Annotated in this window: 17 protein-coding genes; 7 read left to right on the forward strand and 10 right to left on the reverse strand. The window is 37.2% G+C overall.

Going from position 1 to position 18,978, the window contains the following annotated elements:
- The first annotated feature begins 32 nt into the window (after positions 1 to 32).
- Together HCO57_RS11345 and HCO57_RS11350 are read left to right on the forward strand one after the other, a co-directional pair.
- Positions 33 to 1,079 (forward strand): M28 family metallopeptidase, encoded by a 1,047-nt coding sequence (locus HCO57_RS11345; protein WP_167989136.1) that lies wholly within the window; start codon positions 33 to 35, stop codon positions 1,077 to 1,079.
- A gap of 6 nt (positions 1,080 to 1,085) precedes the next feature.
- The gene (locus HCO57_RS11350; RefSeq protein WP_136951679.1) at positions 1,086 to 1,766 is read left to right on the forward strand and encodes an SDR family NAD(P)-dependent oxidoreductase; all 681 of its coding nucleotides are present in this window, start codon (positions 1,086 to 1,088) and stop codon (positions 1,764 to 1,766) included.
- A gap of 14 nt (positions 1,767 to 1,780) precedes the next feature.
- Here the strand turns inward: HCO57_RS11350 and HCO57_RS11355 are convergent, their stop codons facing one another.
- Together HCO57_RS11355 and HCO57_RS11360 are read right to left on the reverse strand one after the other, a co-directional pair.
- Positions 1,781 to 4,162, reverse strand: coding sequence for a glycogen debranching protein (locus HCO57_RS11355; RefSeq protein WP_167989137.1), 2,382 nt, complete (start codon positions 4,160 to 4,162; stop codon positions 1,781 to 1,783).
- Positions 4,163 to 4,213: 51 nt separating this feature from the next.
- Positions 4,214 to 5,068 (reverse strand): metallophosphoesterase, encoded by an 855-nt coding sequence (locus HCO57_RS11360; RefSeq protein WP_136951677.1) that lies wholly within the window; start codon positions 5,066 to 5,068, stop codon positions 4,214 to 4,216.
- Positions 5,069 to 5,186: 118 nt separating this feature from the next.
- On the opposite strand from HCO57_RS11360, the gene HCO57_RS11365 reads away from it, so the two are divergent.
- From HCO57_RS11365 to HCO57_RS11375, 3 genes are read left to right on the forward strand one after another with little or no spacing between them, the layout of a single operon-like run.
- Positions 5,187 to 5,792: a SprT-like domain-containing protein gene (locus HCO57_RS11365; protein ID WP_167989138.1), complete on the forward strand. Its 606-nt coding sequence runs from the start codon at positions 5,187 to 5,189 to the stop codon at positions 5,790 to 5,792.
- Positions 5,793 to 5,801: 9 nt separating this feature from the next.
- A complete protein-coding gene (locus HCO57_RS11370) occupies positions 5,802 to 6,881 on the forward strand; it encodes a mannose-1-phosphate guanylyltransferase (RefSeq protein ID WP_136951675.1) in 1,080 nt (359 codons plus the stop codon).
- A gap of 3 nt (positions 6,882 to 6,884) precedes the next feature.
- Positions 6,885 to 8,333 carry a DUF389 domain-containing protein gene (locus HCO57_RS11375; RefSeq protein WP_167989139.1) on the forward strand — a complete coding sequence of 483 codons (1,449 nt, stop codon included), beginning with the start codon at positions 6,885 to 6,887 and terminating at the stop codon, positions 8,331 to 8,333.
- 30 nt (positions 8,334 to 8,363) lie between these two features.
- Here HCO57_RS11375 and HCO57_RS11380 read toward each other — a convergent pair whose 3' ends face one another.
- The gene (locus HCO57_RS11380) at positions 8,364 to 9,131 is read right to left on the reverse strand and encodes an ABC transporter ATP-binding protein (RefSeq protein ID WP_167989140.1); all 768 of its coding nucleotides are present in this window, start codon (positions 9,129 to 9,131) and stop codon (positions 8,364 to 8,366) included.
- Entirely contained in the window at positions 9,131 to 9,868 is a 738-nt protein-coding gene (locus HCO57_RS11385; protein WP_136951672.1) for an MlaE family ABC transporter permease, read from the reverse strand. The genes HCO57_RS11380 and HCO57_RS11385 overlap by 1 nt, the downstream gene beginning before the upstream one ends.
- A gap of 113 nt (positions 9,869 to 9,981) precedes the next feature.
- Here HCO57_RS11385 and pafA point away from each other — a divergent pair, with 113 nt between their 5' ends.
- Positions 9,982 to 11,655, forward strand: coding sequence for an alkaline phosphatase PafA (gene pafA, locus HCO57_RS11390; RefSeq protein ID WP_167989141.1), 1,674 nt, complete (start codon positions 9,982 to 9,984; stop codon positions 11,653 to 11,655).
- Positions 11,656 to 11,701: 46 nt separating this feature from the next.
- Here pafA and HCO57_RS11395 read toward each other — a convergent pair whose 3' ends face one another.
- The 4 genes from HCO57_RS11395 to gcvP all read right to left on the reverse strand — a co-directional run bounded on the left by HCO57_RS11395 (position 11,702) and on the right by gcvP (position 17,198).
- A complete protein-coding gene (locus tag HCO57_RS11395; RefSeq protein WP_167989142.1) occupies positions 11,702 to 12,553 on the reverse strand; it encodes a glycosyltransferase in 852 nt (283 codons plus the stop codon).
- A 2-nt stretch (positions 12,554 to 12,555) separates the two neighbouring features.
- Positions 12,556 to 13,080: a methyltransferase gene (locus HCO57_RS11400; RefSeq protein WP_167989143.1), complete on the reverse strand. Its 525-nt coding sequence runs from the start codon at positions 13,078 to 13,080 to the stop codon at positions 12,556 to 12,558.
- A gap of 55 nt (positions 13,081 to 13,135) precedes the next feature.
- A complete protein-coding gene (locus tag HCO57_RS11405; RefSeq protein WP_167989144.1) occupies positions 13,136 to 14,194 on the reverse strand; it encodes a 3-oxoacyl-ACP synthase III family protein in 1,059 nt (352 codons plus the stop codon).
- A gap of 163 nt (positions 14,195 to 14,357) precedes the next feature.
- Complete coding sequence (gene gcvP / locus HCO57_RS11410) at positions 14,358 to 17,198, reverse strand: aminomethyl-transferring glycine dehydrogenase (RefSeq protein WP_167989145.1); 2,841 nt, start codon at positions 17,196 to 17,198, stop codon at positions 14,358 to 14,360.
- 128 nt (positions 17,199 to 17,326) lie between these two features.
- Here gcvP and HCO57_RS11415 point away from each other — a divergent pair, with 128 nt between their 5' ends.
- Entirely contained in the window at positions 17,327 to 18,154 is an 828-nt protein-coding gene (locus HCO57_RS11415; protein WP_167989146.1) for a hypothetical protein, read from the forward strand.
- Here the strand turns inward: HCO57_RS11415 and HCO57_RS11420 are convergent.
- On the reverse strand, positions 18,149 to 18,376 hold the full coding sequence (locus HCO57_RS11420) for a hypothetical protein (protein ID WP_136951665.1): 228 nt from the start codon (positions 18,374 to 18,376) through the stop codon (positions 18,149 to 18,151). The genes HCO57_RS11415 and HCO57_RS11420 overlap by 6 nt on opposite strands.
- 5 nt (positions 18,377 to 18,381) lie before the next feature.
- Positions 18,382 to 18,936, reverse strand: a complete 555-nt coding sequence (locus tag HCO57_RS11425; RefSeq protein WP_167989377.1) for a sigma-70 family RNA polymerase sigma factor — start codon at positions 18,934 to 18,936, stop codon at positions 18,382 to 18,384.
- Positions 18,937 to 18,978: the final 42 nt, after the last annotated feature.

The raw sequence follows: 18,978 nt of genomic DNA on the forward strand, positions 1-18,978 counted from the left end.
TTTTTTTATCTTTATAATTTAATACAATAGAGATGAAAAGAGTATCAATATATATATTAGGGTTAAGTTTTTTGGCCTGCGGAACTCCAAAATTAGTGGTAACAAACCCAGAAGATGTGCAGCCTGCAAGGGAAGAAACTACTTTGCAATCTGGACCAGATGGCTTAAAAGCGGATACAGAAAAATTTAATACTGCGATAGCTAAATCTTACCCTGTAACTACTTCCGAAGAGGTGGGTAGAATTATGGGTTTCTTGGCTTCTGACGAGCTACAAGGAAGAGATACAGGTTCTGAAGGAATTGAAAAGGCTGCCGTTTTTATCGAAAATCATTTTAAAGCGAATGATGTTGCTCCGTATTATGAGACGTATAGAGACGAGCTGAGCAATTATAACAAGCCAGCTTTCAATGTTTTGGGAATAGTGCCTGGTAATGATGAACTTCTTAAAGATGAAGTAATCATAGTCGGAGCACACTATGACCACATAGGTACTATGAGTCCTGTGGCTGGGGATAAAGTAGCAAATGGGGCCAATGATAATGCCTCTGGAACTACAAGTGTTTTGGAAATGGCAAAGTATTTTGGACAGCATAAGACCAATAAACGAACTATAATTTTTGCTTTATTTAGTGCAGAAGAAAAAGGGTTATTAGGCTCGGCCCATCTAGCAAAACGGATGAAAAAGGAAGGCGTTAATCTCTATGCAGTCCTAAATTTTGAAATGATTGGAGTGCCCCTGCAAAACAAAAATTATGAAGTATATATAACAGGTTACGAAAAGAGTAATCTAGCAGAAATAAGTAATGCATATTCTGGTGCTAATTTGGTGGGTTATTTGCCAACGGCAAAAAAAAATGGATTGTTTGCTAGGTCTGATAATTATCCATTTTACAACGAATTTAAAATTCCAAGCCATACGTATTGCACCTTTGACTTTACCAATTTTAACTTTTACCATAAACCAGATGATGAAGTAGAGCAAATGGATATGTCGCACATGGCTAACACTATAAATAAATTTACACCAATGGTAGAAGGTATTGCTAATGGACCTAAGGGCGAATTAAAAATGAACTAAATACAGATGGCAAAAAATATTATTATCACTGGAACCAGCAGAGGAATTGGTTTAGAAATGGCAAAACTTTTTGCTGATGAAGGGCACAAAGTGTTAGCATTATCTAGAAATCCTAGACCAGTTTTGGACTTGAATCACGCTAATATTGCCACATTTCAGTTTGATTTAAGCAAGGTAGAAGAATACCAAAAAGTAACTGAATTTATTAGCGATTGGGATTCTGTAGACGTGGTCATTAACAATGCCGGTAGTTTAGTGAACAAACCTTTTGAAAAGTTGTCTTTTGAAGATTTTGAAGCCGTGTATCGGGTTAATGTTTTTGGCGTAGCCGAATTAATTAAAACAGTACTTCCCAAAATGAATGCTGATGGCCATGTAGTCACCGTTAGTTCCATGGGAGGCATCCAAGGAAGTATGAAGTTTCCTGGACTAGCTGCATACAGCAGCAGTAAGGGAGCTGTAATTACATTGATAGAATTATTAGCAGAAGAATACAAAGAAAACGGTCCTTCTTTTAATGTTTTAGCATTAGGAGCGGTACAAACAGAGATGCTAGAAGAGGCTTTTCCGGGTTATAAAGCTCCAATTACTGCTTTAGAAATGGCAAATTATATTAAAGACTTCGCTTTGACTGGCAATAGATTTTACAATGGAAAAGTGTTACAAGTAAGTAGCTCTACACCATAGAAAACTAGAAAAACTTATTTAGATATTGTAAGACTGATTTCTTTAGCATTAGAAGTCAGTCTTTTTTCTGAGTTATTTGCTTTTGCTTCATTAGAATTGGCAGTTATTTTTTTAAATCCTCTGGGAGCATCTATTAAAAGTGTCCAATCTGTGTTGATTTGTGTTACCTTTAATTTTATTGTATCGCCTTTTCTTTCAAAATAAACGGATACGCTATTTTCACCATCACCCACCTGTACATTTTCTAGACTAGCCTTATTCCATTTTGACGGCATATTGGGTTTTATATGTACGGTTTTATTTTGTGCTTCTGGTTGAATACCAAAAAATTGATGAACCATTGGATAGGCGTAGCTATAAATGTTCCATGCCTGTGTCATCATACCATAATCTGGAGAAACCTCATACATGCTTCCAGGTAATGCATAACTAAAGCTTCTGGTCATCCGTTCTAGATATTCCAAAGCTTTATCTGGCCTGTTGTAATTGTTCTCAGCAATGGCTTGTACACCTGTCGGTAAAGTCATTACAGCACCTGTATAGGAAAAGACTTTAGGCGCTACAAAGGTGTTTTCGTCTGCACCTGCAGAAGCATCCCTGTCAATACCTGTTACAAATACGCCAAACGGATTCACAAATTGTTCTGCGGTTTGTAGCGCTTTCAATGCTTTGGCTGTATCTGCAATGCCGACTTCCATTGGTGTATTTACAACCCAATTGTGGTGCAATACAAAAGGTCTTGGAGTATCCGAAGGATTTTTTTTAATGAAATCAGCTGTATTTTTCAACTCCTTAATAGCCCATGGTTTGTTTAAAGTATCCGCTCGGATAATGGCATCATCTATCAAATGCAACGCCTGTTCATCTGTGCCTATAAAATCAGCATAACTATTAAAATCATCTGACCAAAATTCCTGATTTATTTTAGTTGTAAGTTCGGTTGCTTTTTTGTGGTAGTCTTTGGCTAAATCAATTTGATTTAATTCCATTGCCATTTGCGCAGCAGCGGCAAATGCTTGCTGGGTATAGGCTGCTACATCTATCATTTCACTATCCAATCCATGAATTTCCATCATACCAAATCCTTCAGGGAAACCATTCTTATCCAAATCATTGTGGGCTAATAACCAAGCTAATCCTTTTTTAACGGTAGGAAAGTAGCGTTTTAAAAAAGCCTTGTCACCGTTCCATTGATAAACGCGCCAAAGTAAGGTGGCAAATTGTGGGGTTTCGTTGATATTTCCAGGATTAAAAACAGCACCATTGGTAGACATTTCATGAATAATCTTGCCATTGCCATTTACTTTTTCAGAAACACTATCTAAAAGTCTTATGGTATTGTAAACCGCATCGGTTTGACCAACCGCCATGTAGCCTTGTAAAGCATATTCACTATCTACACCAAACCACCAAGGATAATCTGGTAAGCCTGCTGTAATTCCACTACCTACTTCTGGTACATTACGTATTAACCAATTACAATTATATTTTAACCATCTAAAAGCCTGTTCCATATCTTTATCTGGTATAGTAAGTTTGGTTTTTTGTGCCAAAGCTTGGTATCTACTTTTCTTAGCTACAAAAGCCTGGTGCCAATGTTGTTGAATATTTTTAAGAGTTTTAAGAGTAGCTTCTTTAGAAGTATAAGAACCTGCAATCGCAAAATTAATAAGCTTGTCTTTTTGCGCGCCTATGGTGAATTCATATTGCAGAGAATTTAAAGAGGTGTTGTCTATCGTTACTTCGGTAGTATTTCCTGTTGATTTTTCTGAACTATTAAACGCGGTAAACCATGAATTTGCTTCGTCCTTAATTAAAAAACCGTCAATGGTACTATCAAACTCAGCACGGTCTTTACCATCAATCATATCAGTACGCTCTCCAAGCCATGTCGGTCTTAGGTCAGAGGTTGTCTTAAAATTTAAGTCTATAGCTGTAGGAGTTTTGCTTTTGTTTTTTATCAGTACTTGTACTAAAACTCCTTCTGTATCATCGGGAACAAATTGCCAACGTTCTATTTGGAGCTGTGGTTCTTCTAAATTGTAGGTGTGCTGATTGTAAAAAGGATAATTGGTAAAAATATCTGCTTGAGTTAAAGCATACTCTTTGTTATCCAAAATAATAGAAAGCTCAAAACCATCCATTAGTTTTATTGGGTGGTTCCATATGCCGCCCATTTCTCCTTTAATGTGCCATCCTAAATCAGGAAAACTCCCATTTTGATGCCCTACCATGTATACTCGATTGCCAGCAGTTACAAAAGGGGAATCTAAATACGCAGACTTTCCTTGGATATGTTCTATCTCGGTACTTAATGCAGCTATGTTACTAGAAATGTCGTTTTTCTTGCAAGCAAAGCATAGTAGCGATAAAAAAACTAATACGTGGAGCTTCATACATTCAGTTTTACTAAATGTACTTAGAGTTGTTTTAAAATTCAGATTTTTTTAACCAAAAGAATTTAGTTCTTCCAAGGTAAAGACCGTTATTTCTGGCCTAACATTAAATCGTAATTGATGCAAATGTCCTAAGGCTCTGTTGATATATAGCGTACGGCCATCAAACAGGTCAATTTCACCAGCACTGTACCTAGGATTTTGTACGGGAAGTATTGGGGGTTCTAAAAGAGGTAATTTGCATTGCCCACCATGGGTATGTCCGGATAAAATCCAGCCTTGATAACCATTCCATACATCTAAATCGCACACATCTGGGTTGTGGCATAGGGCAATATTAGCTTGGGAAGCATCATACTGTTTCAATACATTTTTAGGGAAAAAGTTAGTGCCCCAGTAATCGTCTATGCCTATAATATTTAGCCCGTGAATATTTTGCTGTTCGTTACGTAAAACGGTAATACCCTCTTGCGTTAATAAGTCTGTGATAGTATCCGCAATTTCTGCATCTAACCACTGTTCTCCATAATCATGGTTTCCAAGGATAGCATAGGTGCCCAAGGCTCCTTTTGGTGCTTTTTGTAAAACTTTTTTTAAATCTAAAAAGGTGTCGTTGTTTTCAAAATGGATAAAATCTCCTGTGTAAACTACAAAGTCTGGGTTTAAGCTTGTGCCTTTTGCAACTGCATCTAATAGGTATTTTTGATTTACTTTAGGTCCAACATGGATGTCACTAAGTTGTAATAAAGTTTTGCCAACGAGCGGTTTAGGTAAATTGGCAACAGGCATACGTTTGTGTACAAATTCTAACCAATGTGGTTCTACTTGCCAGGAATACAAGCCCATTATTGCTCCTGTGCCGGCAAGTGCTGCTGCTCCCTTCAAAAATCTCCTTCTGCTTACCATAATGTTGGTTGTATTTACACGAATAAAATTAAAATACACCCTCTTAACGTTTGTAAAGTTCTCATTATTTTATCGCTACGTCTTAAAATAGTAGCTTTCTAATCTCTATTTTTGTTGCATGAGCCAAGTGTTGGAAAAGTATTTGCCAGAAATGGCTGTGACACCTTGTTTGGAATTAATTAAGCAGTTTGGAGTTCATTTAAAGATTGTGAACAAACGCGTAACTAGGCATGGGGATTATAGACGGCTGCCTAACGGACAACATCTAATTACTATGAATGCCACAAGTAATAAGTACCAGTTTTTAATTACGCTAATCCATGAGATTGCGCATTTGGTGGCTTTTGAAAAATATGGTAGGCGAATAAAACCGCATGGGGTGGAGTGGAAACAAACCTTTATAAATTTAATGGTGCCATTTATAAGACCAGAAGTTTTCCCTTCTAAATTGCTGCCGGTAATTGCAAATCATTTTAGAAATCCAAAGGCAAGTAGCAGTACAGATACTAATTTGGCCGTTGCATTGAAACAGTATGATGCAGTGCAACATAAAGAAAATTCTTACGTTTTTGAATTACCTATGGGAAGTGTTTTTCGCATTTATAATGGAAAAATCTTTAAAAAGGGTAAAAAAAGAACCAAACGCTATGAGTGTTTGGAGGTGGCAACGGGACGGATGTATTTGTTTCAGCCCAATGCTGAAGTAGAAGTATTAAAAGACTAAATATAGACCATGAATAAAAATTATTATGCCGTTTTAATGGCTGGTGGCGTAGGATCACGCTTTTGGCCGGTAAGTACAACCAATAATCCAAAGCAGTTCCATGACATGTTAGGAACTGGAAAGTCCTTAATACAAAAAACATTTGACCGTTTAAATAAATTTATACCCACAGAAAATATTTTAATTCTCACCAATGAACGTTATAATGATTTGGTGTTAGAACAACTCCCAGCAGTAAAGCAAGAACAGGTGGTGCTAGAACCTGCAATGCGTAATACCGCACCATGTATTTTATATGCATCGTTAAAGATTCAGAAAATGAATCCGAATGCGGTGATGATTGTAGCACCGAGTGACCACTGGATAGAAGACGAAGCTGCTTTTGAGGCAGACGTAAAAGCTTGTTTTGCTAAGTGTGAAGAACAAGATGCATTATGTACGCTGGGGATACAGCCTACTTTTCCTAATACCGGATTTGGGTATATTGAATTTGAAAAATCGGCCACAGAAGATTTAAAGCCAGTAGCACAGTTTAGAGAAAAGCCCGATTTAGAAACGGCAAAGTCATTTATAGAACAAGGTAACTTTTTATGGAATGCCGGTATTTTTATGTGGAGCGTAGAAACTATTGTAAATGCCTTTAAAGCATACCAGCCATCGCAATATAACTTGTTTGAGAAAGGTTTGTCTTGCTATAATAATAGCGAGGAAAAAGATTTTATAGCCGAACATTATCCACAGGCAGAAAACATATCTATTGATTATGCTATTTTAGAACAGGCCAAAAAGATTTATACCTTACCTGCTACTTTTGATTGGAATGATTTAGGTACTTGGGGCGCTTTATACGATAAGTTAGAAAAAGACCCACAAGATAACGCAACAGTAAATGCCAATACCGTACTAAACGATGCTAAAGGAAATATGATTAGTACTAAAGCAGGTAAAATAGTAGTGATTGATGGTTTGGATGATTATATTGTTGTAGATAAAGATGATGTGTTGTTAATTTACCCAAAATCCAAACAGCAAGATATAAAGCAAGTAAGAGGGCAGGTTAGTGATGCGTTTGGAGACGAATTCGCATAATATATGAGTCAAAATTTATTTAAAGAAGACGACCACAAAACCGAATCTAATTCGGAAGACGTTAAAAAGGATTTTCAAGGTTTACTAGGTAGTGTAAAAAAGTTCTTGTCAGAGCTTTTAGAGATTAGAAGTAATACAGATGCTGTAGCCACAAAGGAATCTATTATACAAGATATACCTTTTAAAGGCCATACATCTTGGATTCTTATCTGTTCTATATTTATTGCGTCTATTGGGTTAAACGCCAATTCTACAGCAGTGGTTATTGGAGCAATGCTAATTTCTCCGCTTATGGGCCCTATATTGGGTATGGGGTTATCCTTAGCCATTAATGATGTGGAGACCTTACGCAAATCTTTAAAAAACTTTGTGGTCATGGTGGTACTTAGTGTAATTACCGCCTTTCTTTTCTTTTATGTTTTTCCTATACAAGATGAAAGTTCTGAGCTCTTAGCTAGAACAAAACCAGATATTAGAGATGTATTAATTGCATTCTTTGGTGGTTTGGCATTGGTTATTGCACGTGCTAAAAGAGGTACCATTGCAAGTGTAATTTTTGGAGTAGCCATAGCCACAGCATTAATGCCGCCACTATGTACTGTTGGTTTTGGTTTGGCTATTGGTAAATATTGGTATGCGTTAGGGGCTATGTACCTGTTTATAATTAATACAATTTTTATAGGCTTAGCAACCTTCTTGGTAGTAAAATACCTTCGTTTTCCTATGGTTAAGTATGCCAATAGCCAAAGAAGACGTTTTATTGCACGTATTGCATCCACCGTAGGTTTTTTAGTAATGCTCCCAGCGGGTTATACTTTTTATATGGCTTTTAATGAGAGTATGTTTAAAAAGCAAGCGCAGGAATTTTTAGGAGATACTATTGAGTCTTATGAGTTTTCTAATAATGGTAGGTATGTAGATAACCTTACTAAATTAGAGTATGAGAAAGATGGTGGTGTTATAGAGATTGTTTGTATGGGTACTGAGGAAATCCCAGAAAACATCATCAATTCTTGGCGTACTAAAAAGAACAATTTTAGTAAGCTTAAAGATGCGGAATTACACGTAATACAGGGTGGTAAGGATGATTCTGAAGAAAAATTTAACTACGTAACCGAGTTATACGAAGCTAAAAAGGCAGAATTGCTAACCAGAGAAGAGCGAATACATTTTTTAGAGGCAGAAGTGGCCCGTTTGAGTAGAAATGTAGGAAAGCAAATTCCTTTTAGCGAAATTACGGCTGAAGCTAAAATTAATTATGAGGATTTAACTGAAATCAATTTTGCATATCAAATCAAATCTAACTTTAAGAAGCTAGATACCGTGCCTGTATTTGAAGTTAAGTGGGATGAAAAATTAAAAAATTCCCATATAGACAAAGAACAGCAAAAACTGTCTAAATGGTTAAAACAGCGTTTGCAAGATAGTACTTTGCAGATAAGACGTTTATAAATCTATAGTAAAAGGAGCTGGTTTTTTAAATCAGTTCCTTTCTTCAATATACATTTGGCGTACCTTTTTAAACAGTTCAGAAGAATATACAAAGTCTGTAACCGCTTCATTTTCTGTTTTAAAAATTTCTTTATTGGTGCCTTCCCATTCTAGATGACCATTCTTTAGAAAAATAATTTTTTCTCCAATTTCCATTACAGAATTCATGTCGTGCGTATTAATTACTGTGGTAATATTGTACTCATCCGTAATTTCATGAATTAGATTATCTATAATGATAGCTGTTTTGGGGTCTAAACCAGAATTAGGTTCATCGCAAAATAGATAGCTAGGCTTCATTACAATAGCTCTAGCAATGGCAACCCTTTTTTGCATACCTCCAGAAATTTCTGAGGGATATTTTTTATGCGCGTCTTTCAAACGAACCCTTTCCAAAACAAAATCTACACGGTCTTGCATTTCAGACTTACCCTGTTTGGTAAACATATCTAAAGGAAAGCGTACATTTTCTTCAACCGTCATAGAATCAAATAGAGCGCTGCCTTGGAAAACCATCCCCATATCTTGTCGTAAATCTCGTTGCTCATCATTTGTCAACTGGGAATAATCTTGGCCACTATAGCGTATAGCGCCTTGTTCAGGAAAAAATAATCCTAACAAGCATTTTAAAAAAACAGTTTTACCAGAACCACTTTGGCCAATGATTAAATTGGTTTTTCCTTGCTCAAAAGTGGTGCTAATCCCTTTTAATACATGGTTCTCACCAAACGTTTTATGGATGTTGTCTACTTCTATCATTAGCCAAGCATTAATTGGGTTAAAACATAATTTAAAATAATTAGTACCACAGAGGTCCAGACAAATGCTGTGGTACTTGCTTTACCAACTTCTAGCGCTCCCCCTTGCATATAATACCCAAAATAAGAGGGCATTGTTGCTATGACAAAAGAGAATAGTAATGTTTTTATAAAGGCATAATACACATGGAAAGGAATAAAATCTAACTGTAAGCCCATAATGTAATCTCCACTAGGGGCATAATCTCCAAATACAGCTGCTACCCAACCTCCTAATACTCCGGTGTACATGGCAATAGCTACTGCAAATGGATAAAAAAGCATGGCAATAATTTTTGGGAAAACCAAGTAGTTTAAAGAGTTTACACCCATAACTTCTAGGGCATCTATCTGCTCTGTAACCCGCATGGTACCAATACTAGAGGTAATGTAAGAACCCACCTTTCCTACCATGATAATAGAGGTAAATGTTGGTGCAAACTCCAAAATAACAGATTGCCGTGTGGCAAAACCAATAAGACTTTTTGGGATTAATGGGTTAGTAAGGTTTAAAGCGGTTTGTATGGTTACCACCCCGCCAATAAAGAAGGCTATAAATATTATAATCCCCAGAGAACCATATATAAGTTCATCTATTTCTTTGAGTATCAAAGTCTTCATGATGGACCACTTAGTAGGTTTTTTAAAAACCTCCCAAACCATAATAAAGTATTTTCCAATAGAAGCAAGGTAATTCATGCAGCGAATGTCTATATCCTTTGGTAAAAATAAGAATAATGCTGCGCTTTTAACCTTGTTTTAATCCATTAACACGGTTTATTGAATAGTTTTGCATGGGATAATTTATAATTATGAATAAACACAGATTGTGTATTGTACTACTATTACTGTGTGCAATAACTTGGACCACATCAGCACAAAGGAGGAAGAAGAATGCTAAGGAGACACCAGAAATTCACCAAACTCAAAAACCAAAACTTGTAGTTGGTATTATTGTAGACCAAATGCGTTACGATTATCTTACTCGTTTTTGGAGCCACTATGGAGAAGGCGGTTTTAAAAGATTAGTAAATAATGGTTTTAATTGTAAAAACCATCACTTTAATTACGCTCCCACAAGTACTGGGCCTGGACATACATCGGTCTACACTGGTACAACACCGGCTGTACATGGTGTAATTGGCAATAATTGGTACGATAAAGAAACAGATAAATCTGTTTACTGCGCTGCTGATGACAGTTATACCTCTATAGGTACAACATCTGCTAAAGGACAAATGTCTCCACACAGAATGTTGACAACCACCATTACAGATGAGTTAAGGTTGTTTACGCAAATGAGAGGTAAGACCATTGCAGTAGCTATTAAGGACAGAGGAGCTGTCTTGCCTGGTGGCCACACGGCAAATGCAGCCTATTGGTTTGAAGGTGGTACTACGGGTAACTTTATTACCAGTTCTTATTATATGAATCAATTGCCCAAATGGGTACAAGATTTTAATGCATCTTCTATTGTTGAGGGCTATAAAAAACCATGGGAAACTCTTAAGCCAATCGCAACTTATAAAGAAAGTGTTGTAGATGCCAATAATTACGAGGGTAAGTTTAGAGGTAAAGATACTACAACCTTCCCATATGATTTGCCAGCACTTTGGGAAGAAAATGGGCAATTTAGTATTTTGAGTAGTACGCCATACGGCAATAGTATTACTACAGATTTTGCCTTAGCAGCTTTAGAAGGCGAAGCTTTAGGTGCGGATAGCGATACCGATTTTTTAGCGGTGAGCTTTTCTAGCACAGATTATGTAGGTCATAAATTTGGGGTAGATTCCAAAGAGATACAGGATACATATCTAAGATTAGATAAGGATTTAGAACGATTGTTAAATGGTTTGGATGCTAAAGTTGGTGCAGGTAATTATACTTTGTTCCTAACTGCAGACCATGCGGCAATACCTGTGCCAGCCTATTTAAAAGACCAAAAAGTGCCAGCCGGGTACCTTGAAATGGATGCGATTAAAACTCAATTTCAGGAGTTTTTAAAATACCGTTACGGAACTACAGACATTGTAAAGAATATAAGTAATGAGCAAATATTCTTAGACCATAAAGTGGTTAATAATTTAGATATAGCATTGGCAGACGTTCAAGAAGAAATTGCCTATGAGATTTTGAGTTACAGTGATATAGATAAAGTATACACAGGCAGCCAAATGTGGCAACAAAATTATACCAAAGGCATACCTTACATTTTGCAAAATGGATGGCACCAAAAACGTTCTGGGGATGTAATTTATGTGCCTAAACCTGCGCACATTAGTTATTCTAAGACAGGGTCCACGCATGGTTCTCCTTTTATTTATGATACTCATGCACCGCTTTTATTTTATGGTGTAGGATTTAAAAAAGGGGAAACGGCTAACCGTACAGAGATACCAGATATAGCCCCTACCTTATCGGTTTTATTAGGCATTTCTTTTCCTAATGGAGCTACTGGAACGCCGATAGAAGAAGTGTTAGAATAAGGTGTATTGATAGAATAAGAAGAAAGTCGCTTTAGAGCGACTTTTTTTATATCCTTAATTTAGAAAGAACACCTTTCCAGCGGTGCTTTCTAATGTATTTGCCTTCGGCTTTGGTAACAAAAGGTTTTGTGCTCGTAAAAAATGCTTTTAAGTAGCCTACAATTCCTTGTAAATAGAGTAGGGGAGATTTTGCTTGTAGCGCCATTTTTAACAACGCGATTTTTGCTAGCACGACGTCATAACGCATTTGGTAAAGTGCTTTTCCCTTTTGTTGATAGCTTTTAACAGAGTACCCATGTCCAGTAGGTCTTAAATGTTTTACGATGAGGTTTTCATCTGTTTCTATTTGAAAATCGTGAAACGTACATAACAGCGTATCTACGGTATCCCAGCCAACACCAGGTTTTAGCCCTCCCATGAGTTCAAAAAGCTGGCGGTAATACAATTTAATAGGACCACGTACATGGTTTTTATTAGCGATACCCTCAAACCGCCAAACGCCATTTTTTTCTAAATGCAAAACTCCCGAGCACATGCCCAATAGCCAGTTGGCTTTAAATCGGTTGCGCATTACTTCAAAGTAATTGGGAGGCAGAATTATATCAGCATCAAACTTACCAATTAAGTCGTACGCAATTTTGGTTTTTTGCAAGCCAAAGTTAAAAGTGTCTACCACTTTTTTCCCGGGAATGTGTACATCTTCACTCTTACGTTGCACTATGGTAATCCAAGGGTGTCTGGTAGCAAAAGAAGCTGCAATTTGGTACGTCTCGTCGGTGGAATTATCGTCCACTACAATGAGCTCGTCTGGAGGCTGTGTTTGTGCTACAAAGGATGCTAAACAAGCGTTTAAATATTTAGCTTCATTATGAGCAGGGATGATGATGCTTATTTGCATGTCTATTTTTTTCGCTCTGCGTAGACAATATAATAGCGGTTGGTAAAATACCTAAGTAAAGGGCGTACACCAATCTTTTTGGTTGGGTTAGTCCACTTGGCACTATCTTTAATCTCCCATCCTGCTTTTTCTAACAACCAATTAAACTGCCAATCTTCAAACTCGTGATAGTGTCTGTCCCAAGGGTCAGTTTTACTACGGTATGCGGGGGCAAACCATAAGCGCATGGGTATGCTCGCTACCAACTTATCGGCTTTAATGTTTTTTAAAACGTTGTAGGGGGCAATTAAATGTTCAAAAATTTCAAAAGCTGTAACTACTGGAGCATCACTATTTTCAACACTAGAAAAATCTTCGTCTAGGTCTTCTCCTTTGGTGTTTTCTACTGTGTAACCTGCCTTGATCATTATTTTGGTAAACGGATTTTCTACACCAAGGTCTAGCAGGCTTTGGTCTTTTGTAATGTGTTTTTGCAAGAATGCTAAAGTATGTTTATAGCGTTTATGCGGAAATTTGCCTTCGTACATAAGGTAAAGATTCAAATTTCCGTAAACATATTCCAAATTTGTGCGCTAAAAAACGCTAAACTTTGTAAAGCATTGCATTTATATTCATACCTGCCCCAACACTTGCAAACAGAATAACATCTCCTTCTTGCAAAGCATGGTTTTCTAATTGCCCTTTACGTACCATATCTAACAGCGTAGGTATAGTAGCAACAGAGCTATTCCCTAGTTGCTGAATATTCATGGGCATAATGCCATCTGGTACCGGCATGTTGTATTGCTTGTAAAAGCGCTTAATGATGGCCTCATCCATCTTTTCATTTGCCTGATGTATAAAAATTTTTTTGACCTCATCTATGGCTACATCACTTTTGTCTAAACAGGCTTTCATGGCTTTGGGTACTTTAATACAAGCAAATTCATATACTTTTCTGCCATGCATTTTTATATACTGCTGTTCGTTTTTTGCAGAACTCTCATAACTAGAATCAAAGTATAAAAAGTACGCTTCATCATTAGCGTAGGTCTGTGTTGCATGAGCTAGAATACTGCCATTGCCACCATCTTTTTGTAGAATTGTAGCTCCTGCACCGTCAGCAAAAATCATACTATCTCTGTCATAGGTGTCTACTACTCGTGATAGGGTCTCACCGCCAATTAGTAGGCATGTGTTTGCCATTCCGCTTGCTATCAAAGCTTTGGCTTGTATCATAGCTTCTAACCATCCTGGGCAGCCAAATATTAAATCGAATGCTACGCAGTTAGGATTTTGGATTTGCAATAGATGCTTTACTCTACTGGCTAAACTCGGTAGTACATCTCCTTGAGGTTTGCCCGGAGCAAGGTCGCCAAAGTTGTGTGCATAAATAATATAATCAATGGACTCCTTGTTTATATTGGCATCTGCTATGGCGTTCTCTGCTGCTAAATATCCCAAGTCCGAAGCCTTTTGTTCTACGTTGGCGTACCTACGTTCTTTAATGCCCGTGATGGCTTCAAATTTTGAAATAATCTCAGTATTTGGAGCAGCAATCGCCATTCCATTAGCATCTACAAATGCATGAGATAAAAAATCTGAGTTTGGTACGGCAGTTTCGGGAATGTAACTACCCGTTCCGGTAATAGTAATATTCATTCAGTTTAGTCTTACAGGGAAAGATACCGAAAACTACCATTAAATACTATGCATGCATAATAAAATGTATTATGCCCAAAAAATAAAAACACCACTATTCATTAAAAAAGAAAGTGGTGTTTTATAAACTATAGTTTTAGGTAACTCCCAGTTTTATAAGGGCTTATTGAGCTTCTGCATACGCTTCTATGGGCGCACAAGTACAAATTAAATTACGATCTCCAAAAGCTTCATCCGTTCTTCTAACCGATGGCCAAAATTTATTATCAGCCACAAATTCTAAAGGATATGCGGCTTGTTGCCTGCTATAAGGAAACTCCCAAACATCTGCCGTAACCATAGCCATTGTATGTGGCGAATTTTTCAGGACATTATTAGGTTCATCTACATCTGCAGCTTCAATCTCTGCTCTTATAGAAAGCATAGCCTCGCAAAAACGGTCTAGTTCTGCTATACCTTCGCTTTCAGTAGGTTCTATCATCATGGTGCCTGCTACAGGAAAAGAAACCGTTGGAGCATGAAAACCGTAATCCATCAATCGCTTTGCGATATCTGTAACTTCAATACCATTCGCTTTAAAAGGTCTACAATCAATAATCATTTCATGAGCAGCTCTTCCTCTTTCTCCTGTGTACAATACCTCATAACTACCCGTTAGTTTTTCTTTAATATAATTGGCGTTTAAGATAGCGTACTTGGTAGCATTAGTTACACCTTTAGTTCCTAACATACGTATGTAGCCGTAAGAAATTAAACATACCAGTGCGCTACCCCAGGGAGCTGCAGAAATAGCAGTTATGGCATTTTCACCGCCAGTAGCTATCACAGGATTTGTGGGTAAAAATGGTTTTAATTGTTCTGCTACACAAATAGGACCTACACCAGGACCACCGCCTCCGTGTGGAATGGCAAAGGTTTTATGTAAGTTTAAATGGCAAACATCTGCCCCAATTGTTGCTGGATTGGTTAAGCCTACTTGCGCATTCATATTTGCACCATCCATATAAACCTGACCGCCATGTTCATGTATTAGGTTGGTTATGTATTTAATAGACGACTCAAAAACACCGTGGGTAGATGGATAGGTTACCATTAAAGAAGACAGGTTTTCTGAGTGCAATTTTACTTTTTCTTCTAAATCTGCCACATCTATATTACCGCGTTCGTCTGTTTTGGTAACCACTACCTTCATTCCAGCCATTACTGCAGAGGCAGGATTAGTACCGTGCGCAGATGCTGGTATTATACAAATATTTCTATGTCCTTGCCCATTGGCTTCATGGTATGCACGTATGGTCATTAAACCGGCAAATTCTCCTTGAGCTCCTGAGTTTGGTTGTAGCGAGGTTGCCGCGAAACCAGTAATTTCTGTAAGATAGTCCTCTAAGTTCTTCAGCATTTCTTGGTAGCCAGCAGCTTGGTCTAATGGTACAAAAGGGTGTATATTACCCCAATTAGCCCAACTTAACGGCAACATTTCAGAAGCGGCGTTTAATTTCATGGTACAACTACCCAAAGAAATCATGGAATGGTTTAGCGCCAAATCTTTACGTTCCAATTTTTTAATGTAACGCATTAAATCGGTTTCTGAATGGTAGCTGTTAAAAACTTCGTTTTCTAAATAGGGGGTATCTCTTTCTAGATTTTCTGGAATACCGATTACAGCGGACTTTTGCGTATTTGCTAAATTGTCATTAAACAGTGCAATAAGCTCTTCAATATCCGTTTCAGAAGTTGCTTCATTTAAGGCAATACTTACTGCAGTAGCATCCCAATAATTTAGGTTAATTCCCTGTTCTAAAGCTTTATTTTTTAATGCCTCAGTATCTTTAACAGTAACGGTTATGGTATCAAAGAAATTTGCGTTAGCTAAACCAAATCCTTTTTCTGTTAGAGCTGTTGCTAATTTTTTAGTTTTTCTATGTACACCTTCTGCAATATATTTTAACCCTTCCGGGCCATGATATACCGCATACATGCCTGCCATTACAGCTAAAAGAACCTGAGCCGTACAGATGTTAGAAGTTGCTTTATCTCTTTTTATATGTTGTTCTCTGGTTTGTAATGCCATACGCAGAGCGGGGTTGCCATCTGTATCTTTGGTTTTACCAATAATACGCCCAGGAATATTTCTTTTGTAGGCATCTTTGGTAGCAAAAAATGCAGCGTGCGGACCTCCATAACCTAAAGGAATACCAAAACGTTGGGTGGTACCTACTACTACATCTACACCCCATTCGCCAGGAGCTTTAAGTAATACTAGGCTTAAAATATCTGCAGCAATAGCTATTTTAATACCTTGTTCTTTAGCTTTATTGGCAAAATCTGTATAGTCATAAATCATTCCGTTTTTACCCGGATATTGTAGTAAGGCGCCAAAGAATTCTGTGCTAAAATCGAACGTTTGGTGGTTGCCAACTACAAGTTCTATTTCTAGAGGAATGGCACGGGTTTGCAGTAAACTTAGGGTTTGTGGTAGTATTTCTTCTGACACAAAAAATTTGAGTATGCCTTCTTTCTTTTGTTGTCTGCTTCTTAAATCGAAAAGCATAGTCATTGCTTCTGCCGCGGCCGTACTTTCGTCTAAGAGAGAAGCATTGGCAATTTCCATTCCGGTTAAATCGCACACCATAGTCTGGAAATTAAGAAGAGCCTCTAATCTACCTTGAGCAATTTCTGCCTGATACGGTGTGTAGGCGGTATACCATCCTGGATTCTCTAAAATATTTCTTTTAATTACGGAAGGCGTTAGGGTATTGTGGTAACCAAGCCCAATATAAGTCTTTAATACTTTGTTTTTTTCTGATAGTTTTTGAATGTGTTCCAAAAACTGATGCTCGCTAAGGGCAGTAGGTAAATCCAATTCCTTTTTAAGGCGGATATCATCTGGAATGGTTTGGTACATTAATTCTTCTAAATCTTGTACCCCAATTACTTGAAGCATTTTCTTCAAGTCTTGTTCCCTAACCCCAATGTGGCGGGCTGCAAATAGTTCTGTATTCATAGTACCCAAAAAATAAAGTGATCAAAATTACTGATTAATTCACTTATAATTGGCAAATTGGCGACAGGGCAAATCTAAAGTTGTTAACCAAGAATTAACCTTCTAAAAGCTTTGGCTACTTTTGTTTAATGAAAACGTTTAGGCGCTTACTACAATTTTATTTGGATGCTAGTATCCATGTAGGTTTGGCGGTTTCTTCCTTGTACTATGTAACACTAGAAAAGCTAAACATTTCTTTTGATTTTTGGTATGCAATCTTTTTATGGAGTGCTACGATTGTTGGTTATAATTTTATAAAATACGGGGTAGAAGCTAGAAAGTATATTCTAGTGTCTACTCCACACCACAGAACTATACAGTTATTTAGTTTTATAGTTGGTTTTTTAGCGTTTTACGTTCTGTTTGTTTATGTGGATACGCAGTTGTACCTGCCGCTTTGTATCTTGGCGGTCATCTCTGCCCTATATGCCATTCCTTTTTTGCCGAGGGCAAAAAATTTACGAAGCTTAGGGGGGTTAAAAATTTTTCTGGTGGCTTTGGTTTGGGCAGGCTTTACGCTTTGGATTCCTATATTGGCAGATTGTAAAGTATTTGATTTAACCATTTTGTGGTTGTTTTTACAACAACTCGTATTAGTATTGGTGTTATTGATACCTTTTGAAATTAGAGACTTAAAATACGATGCTTTAGAGCTAAGGACCTTACCACAACGGTTTGGGATTGCTAAAACAAAGCAAATAGGTTACGGTTTGCTGTTGTTCTACGTACTTTTAGCGCTAATAGAACGGCGAATATCAACTATAGGGTACTGGCAAGATGTACTTTGGATTTTTCTTTTATTCCTTGCACTTTTTTTTACACGTATACAGCAGAAAAATAACTATGCAGCATTATGGGTAGAGGCAATACCGATAGTAATGGCCTTATTTACGATGTTGTACAAAAGTGCGTTATAATTCTTTTTCTAAGGTCTTTTTAAGTGCTTCTTTATCACTTACACTCATTGTGTGCAAATTAGCCTTATTACAAAGCGCTGTAAGTTGGGTGTTCTTTTTAGAATGTGTTTTGCAGTGTTTGCAATAGAACACATGTATTTTTAATTTTAAAATTTCCCAAAAGCCAGCTTCATCATACTGACTTTTATTACAAATTTCGGCAGCTTTATCGCAAGAAATCATAAGTACTAAAACCAATTTTGATTTAAACAACCCATTAGGGATGTTCGGGCTCTGTGTATCATAACCCAAAGATTAGACGGGTTAATTCCTAATTCATTACAAATATCTTCTGTAGCCATTCCTTGAATGGTTTTCATCCTAAAAACATCGCTTTGCTTTTTAGGTAATTTAGATAAGCAATTATAAATAGCTACACCCAATTCTTCATTTTCCATAGCATCATCACCGCTTAAAGAAAATGGATCTGCCACTTTTTCTTCTAACCAATCGCCTTCTTGCTCATCGTTAGCAACAAAGTTAACTTTTACCTCTGCTTTACCTTTTTTAGAGTTGATTTTGCGGTAGTGGTCTATCACCTTTCGCTTTAATATAGCAATTAACCAAGTCCGTTCGGCAGCATCACCTTTATAGTTTTTGGCAGAATTTAAGCCGGCCATAAAGGTTTCTTGTACCAAATCTTTGGCTATTTCGGTGTCATTAACACGACTAACTGCGTAATTAAAAAGATAGTCCGCGTAATTATCCACCCACATATTTGGGTTTAAATGGTTAACTGGCATGTGTTTTTTTCGTAATTCCAAATGTAGTGAATTTAAGGAATG

Source organism: Croceivirga sp. JEA036 (genome assembly GCF_011882165.1).
Taxonomy (GTDB): domain Bacteria; phylum Bacteroidota; class Bacteroidia; order Flavobacteriales; family Flavobacteriaceae; genus Croceivirga.

Excerpts from the sequence above, each read along its gene's own strand:
- gcvP (WP_167989145.1), bottom strand. The coding sequence starts at position 17,198 with ATGAATACAGAACTATTTGCAGCCCGCCACATTGGGGTTAGGGAACAA.
- HCO57_RS11405 (WP_167989144.1), bottom strand. The coding sequence starts at position 14,194 with ATGAATATTACTATTACCGGAACGGGTAGTTACATTCCCGAAACTGCC.
- HCO57_RS11415 (WP_167989146.1), top strand. The coding sequence starts at position 17,327 with ATGAAAACGTTTAGGCGCTTACTACAATTTTATTTGGATGCTAGTATC.
- HCO57_RS11355 (WP_167989137.1), bottom strand. The coding sequence starts at position 4,162 with ATGAAGCTCCACGTATTAGTTTTTTTATCGCTACTATGCTTTGCTTGC.
- HCO57_RS11365 (WP_167989138.1), top strand. The coding sequence starts at position 5,187 with ATGAGCCAAGTGTTGGAAAAGTATTTGCCAGAAATGGCTGTGACACCT.
- HCO57_RS11345 (WP_167989136.1), top strand. The coding sequence starts at position 33 with ATGAAAAGAGTATCAATATATATATTAGGGTTAAGTTTTTTGGCCTGC.
- HCO57_RS11380 (WP_167989140.1), bottom strand. The coding sequence starts at position 9,131 with ATGATAGAAGTAGACAACATCCATAAAACGTTTGGTGAGAACCATGTA.
- pafA (WP_167989141.1), top strand. The coding sequence starts at position 9,982 with ATGAATAAACACAGATTGTGTATTGTACTACTATTACTGTGTGCAATA.
- HCO57_RS11350 (WP_136951679.1), top strand. The coding sequence starts at position 1,086 with ATGGCAAAAAATATTATTATCACTGGAACCAGCAGAGGAATTGGTTTA.
- HCO57_RS11370 (WP_136951675.1), top strand. The coding sequence starts at position 5,802 with ATGAATAAAAATTATTATGCCGTTTTAATGGCTGGTGGCGTAGGATCA.
- HCO57_RS11420 (WP_136951665.1), bottom strand. The coding sequence starts at position 18,376 with ATGATTTCTTGCGATAAAGCTGCCGAAATTTGTAATAAAAGTCAGTAT.
- HCO57_RS11395 (WP_167989142.1), bottom strand. The coding sequence starts at position 12,553 with ATGCAAATAAGCATCATCATCCCTGCTCATAATGAAGCTAAATATTTA.
- HCO57_RS11375 (WP_167989139.1), top strand. The coding sequence starts at position 6,885 with ATGAGTCAAAATTTATTTAAAGAAGACGACCACAAAACCGAATCTAAT.
- HCO57_RS11425 (WP_167989377.1), bottom strand. The coding sequence starts at position 18,936 with ATGCCAGTTAACCATTTAAACCCAAATATGTGGGTGGATAATTACGCG.
- HCO57_RS11385 (WP_136951672.1), bottom strand. The coding sequence starts at position 9,868 with ATGAATTACCTTGCTTCTATTGGAAAATACTTTATTATGGTTTGGGAG.
- HCO57_RS11360 (WP_136951677.1), bottom strand. The coding sequence starts at position 5,068 with ATGGTAAGCAGAAGGAGATTTTTGAAGGGAGCAGCAGCACTTGCCGGC.
- HCO57_RS11400 (WP_167989143.1), bottom strand. The coding sequence starts at position 13,080 with ATGTACGAAGGCAAATTTCCGCATAAACGCTATAAACATACTTTAGCA.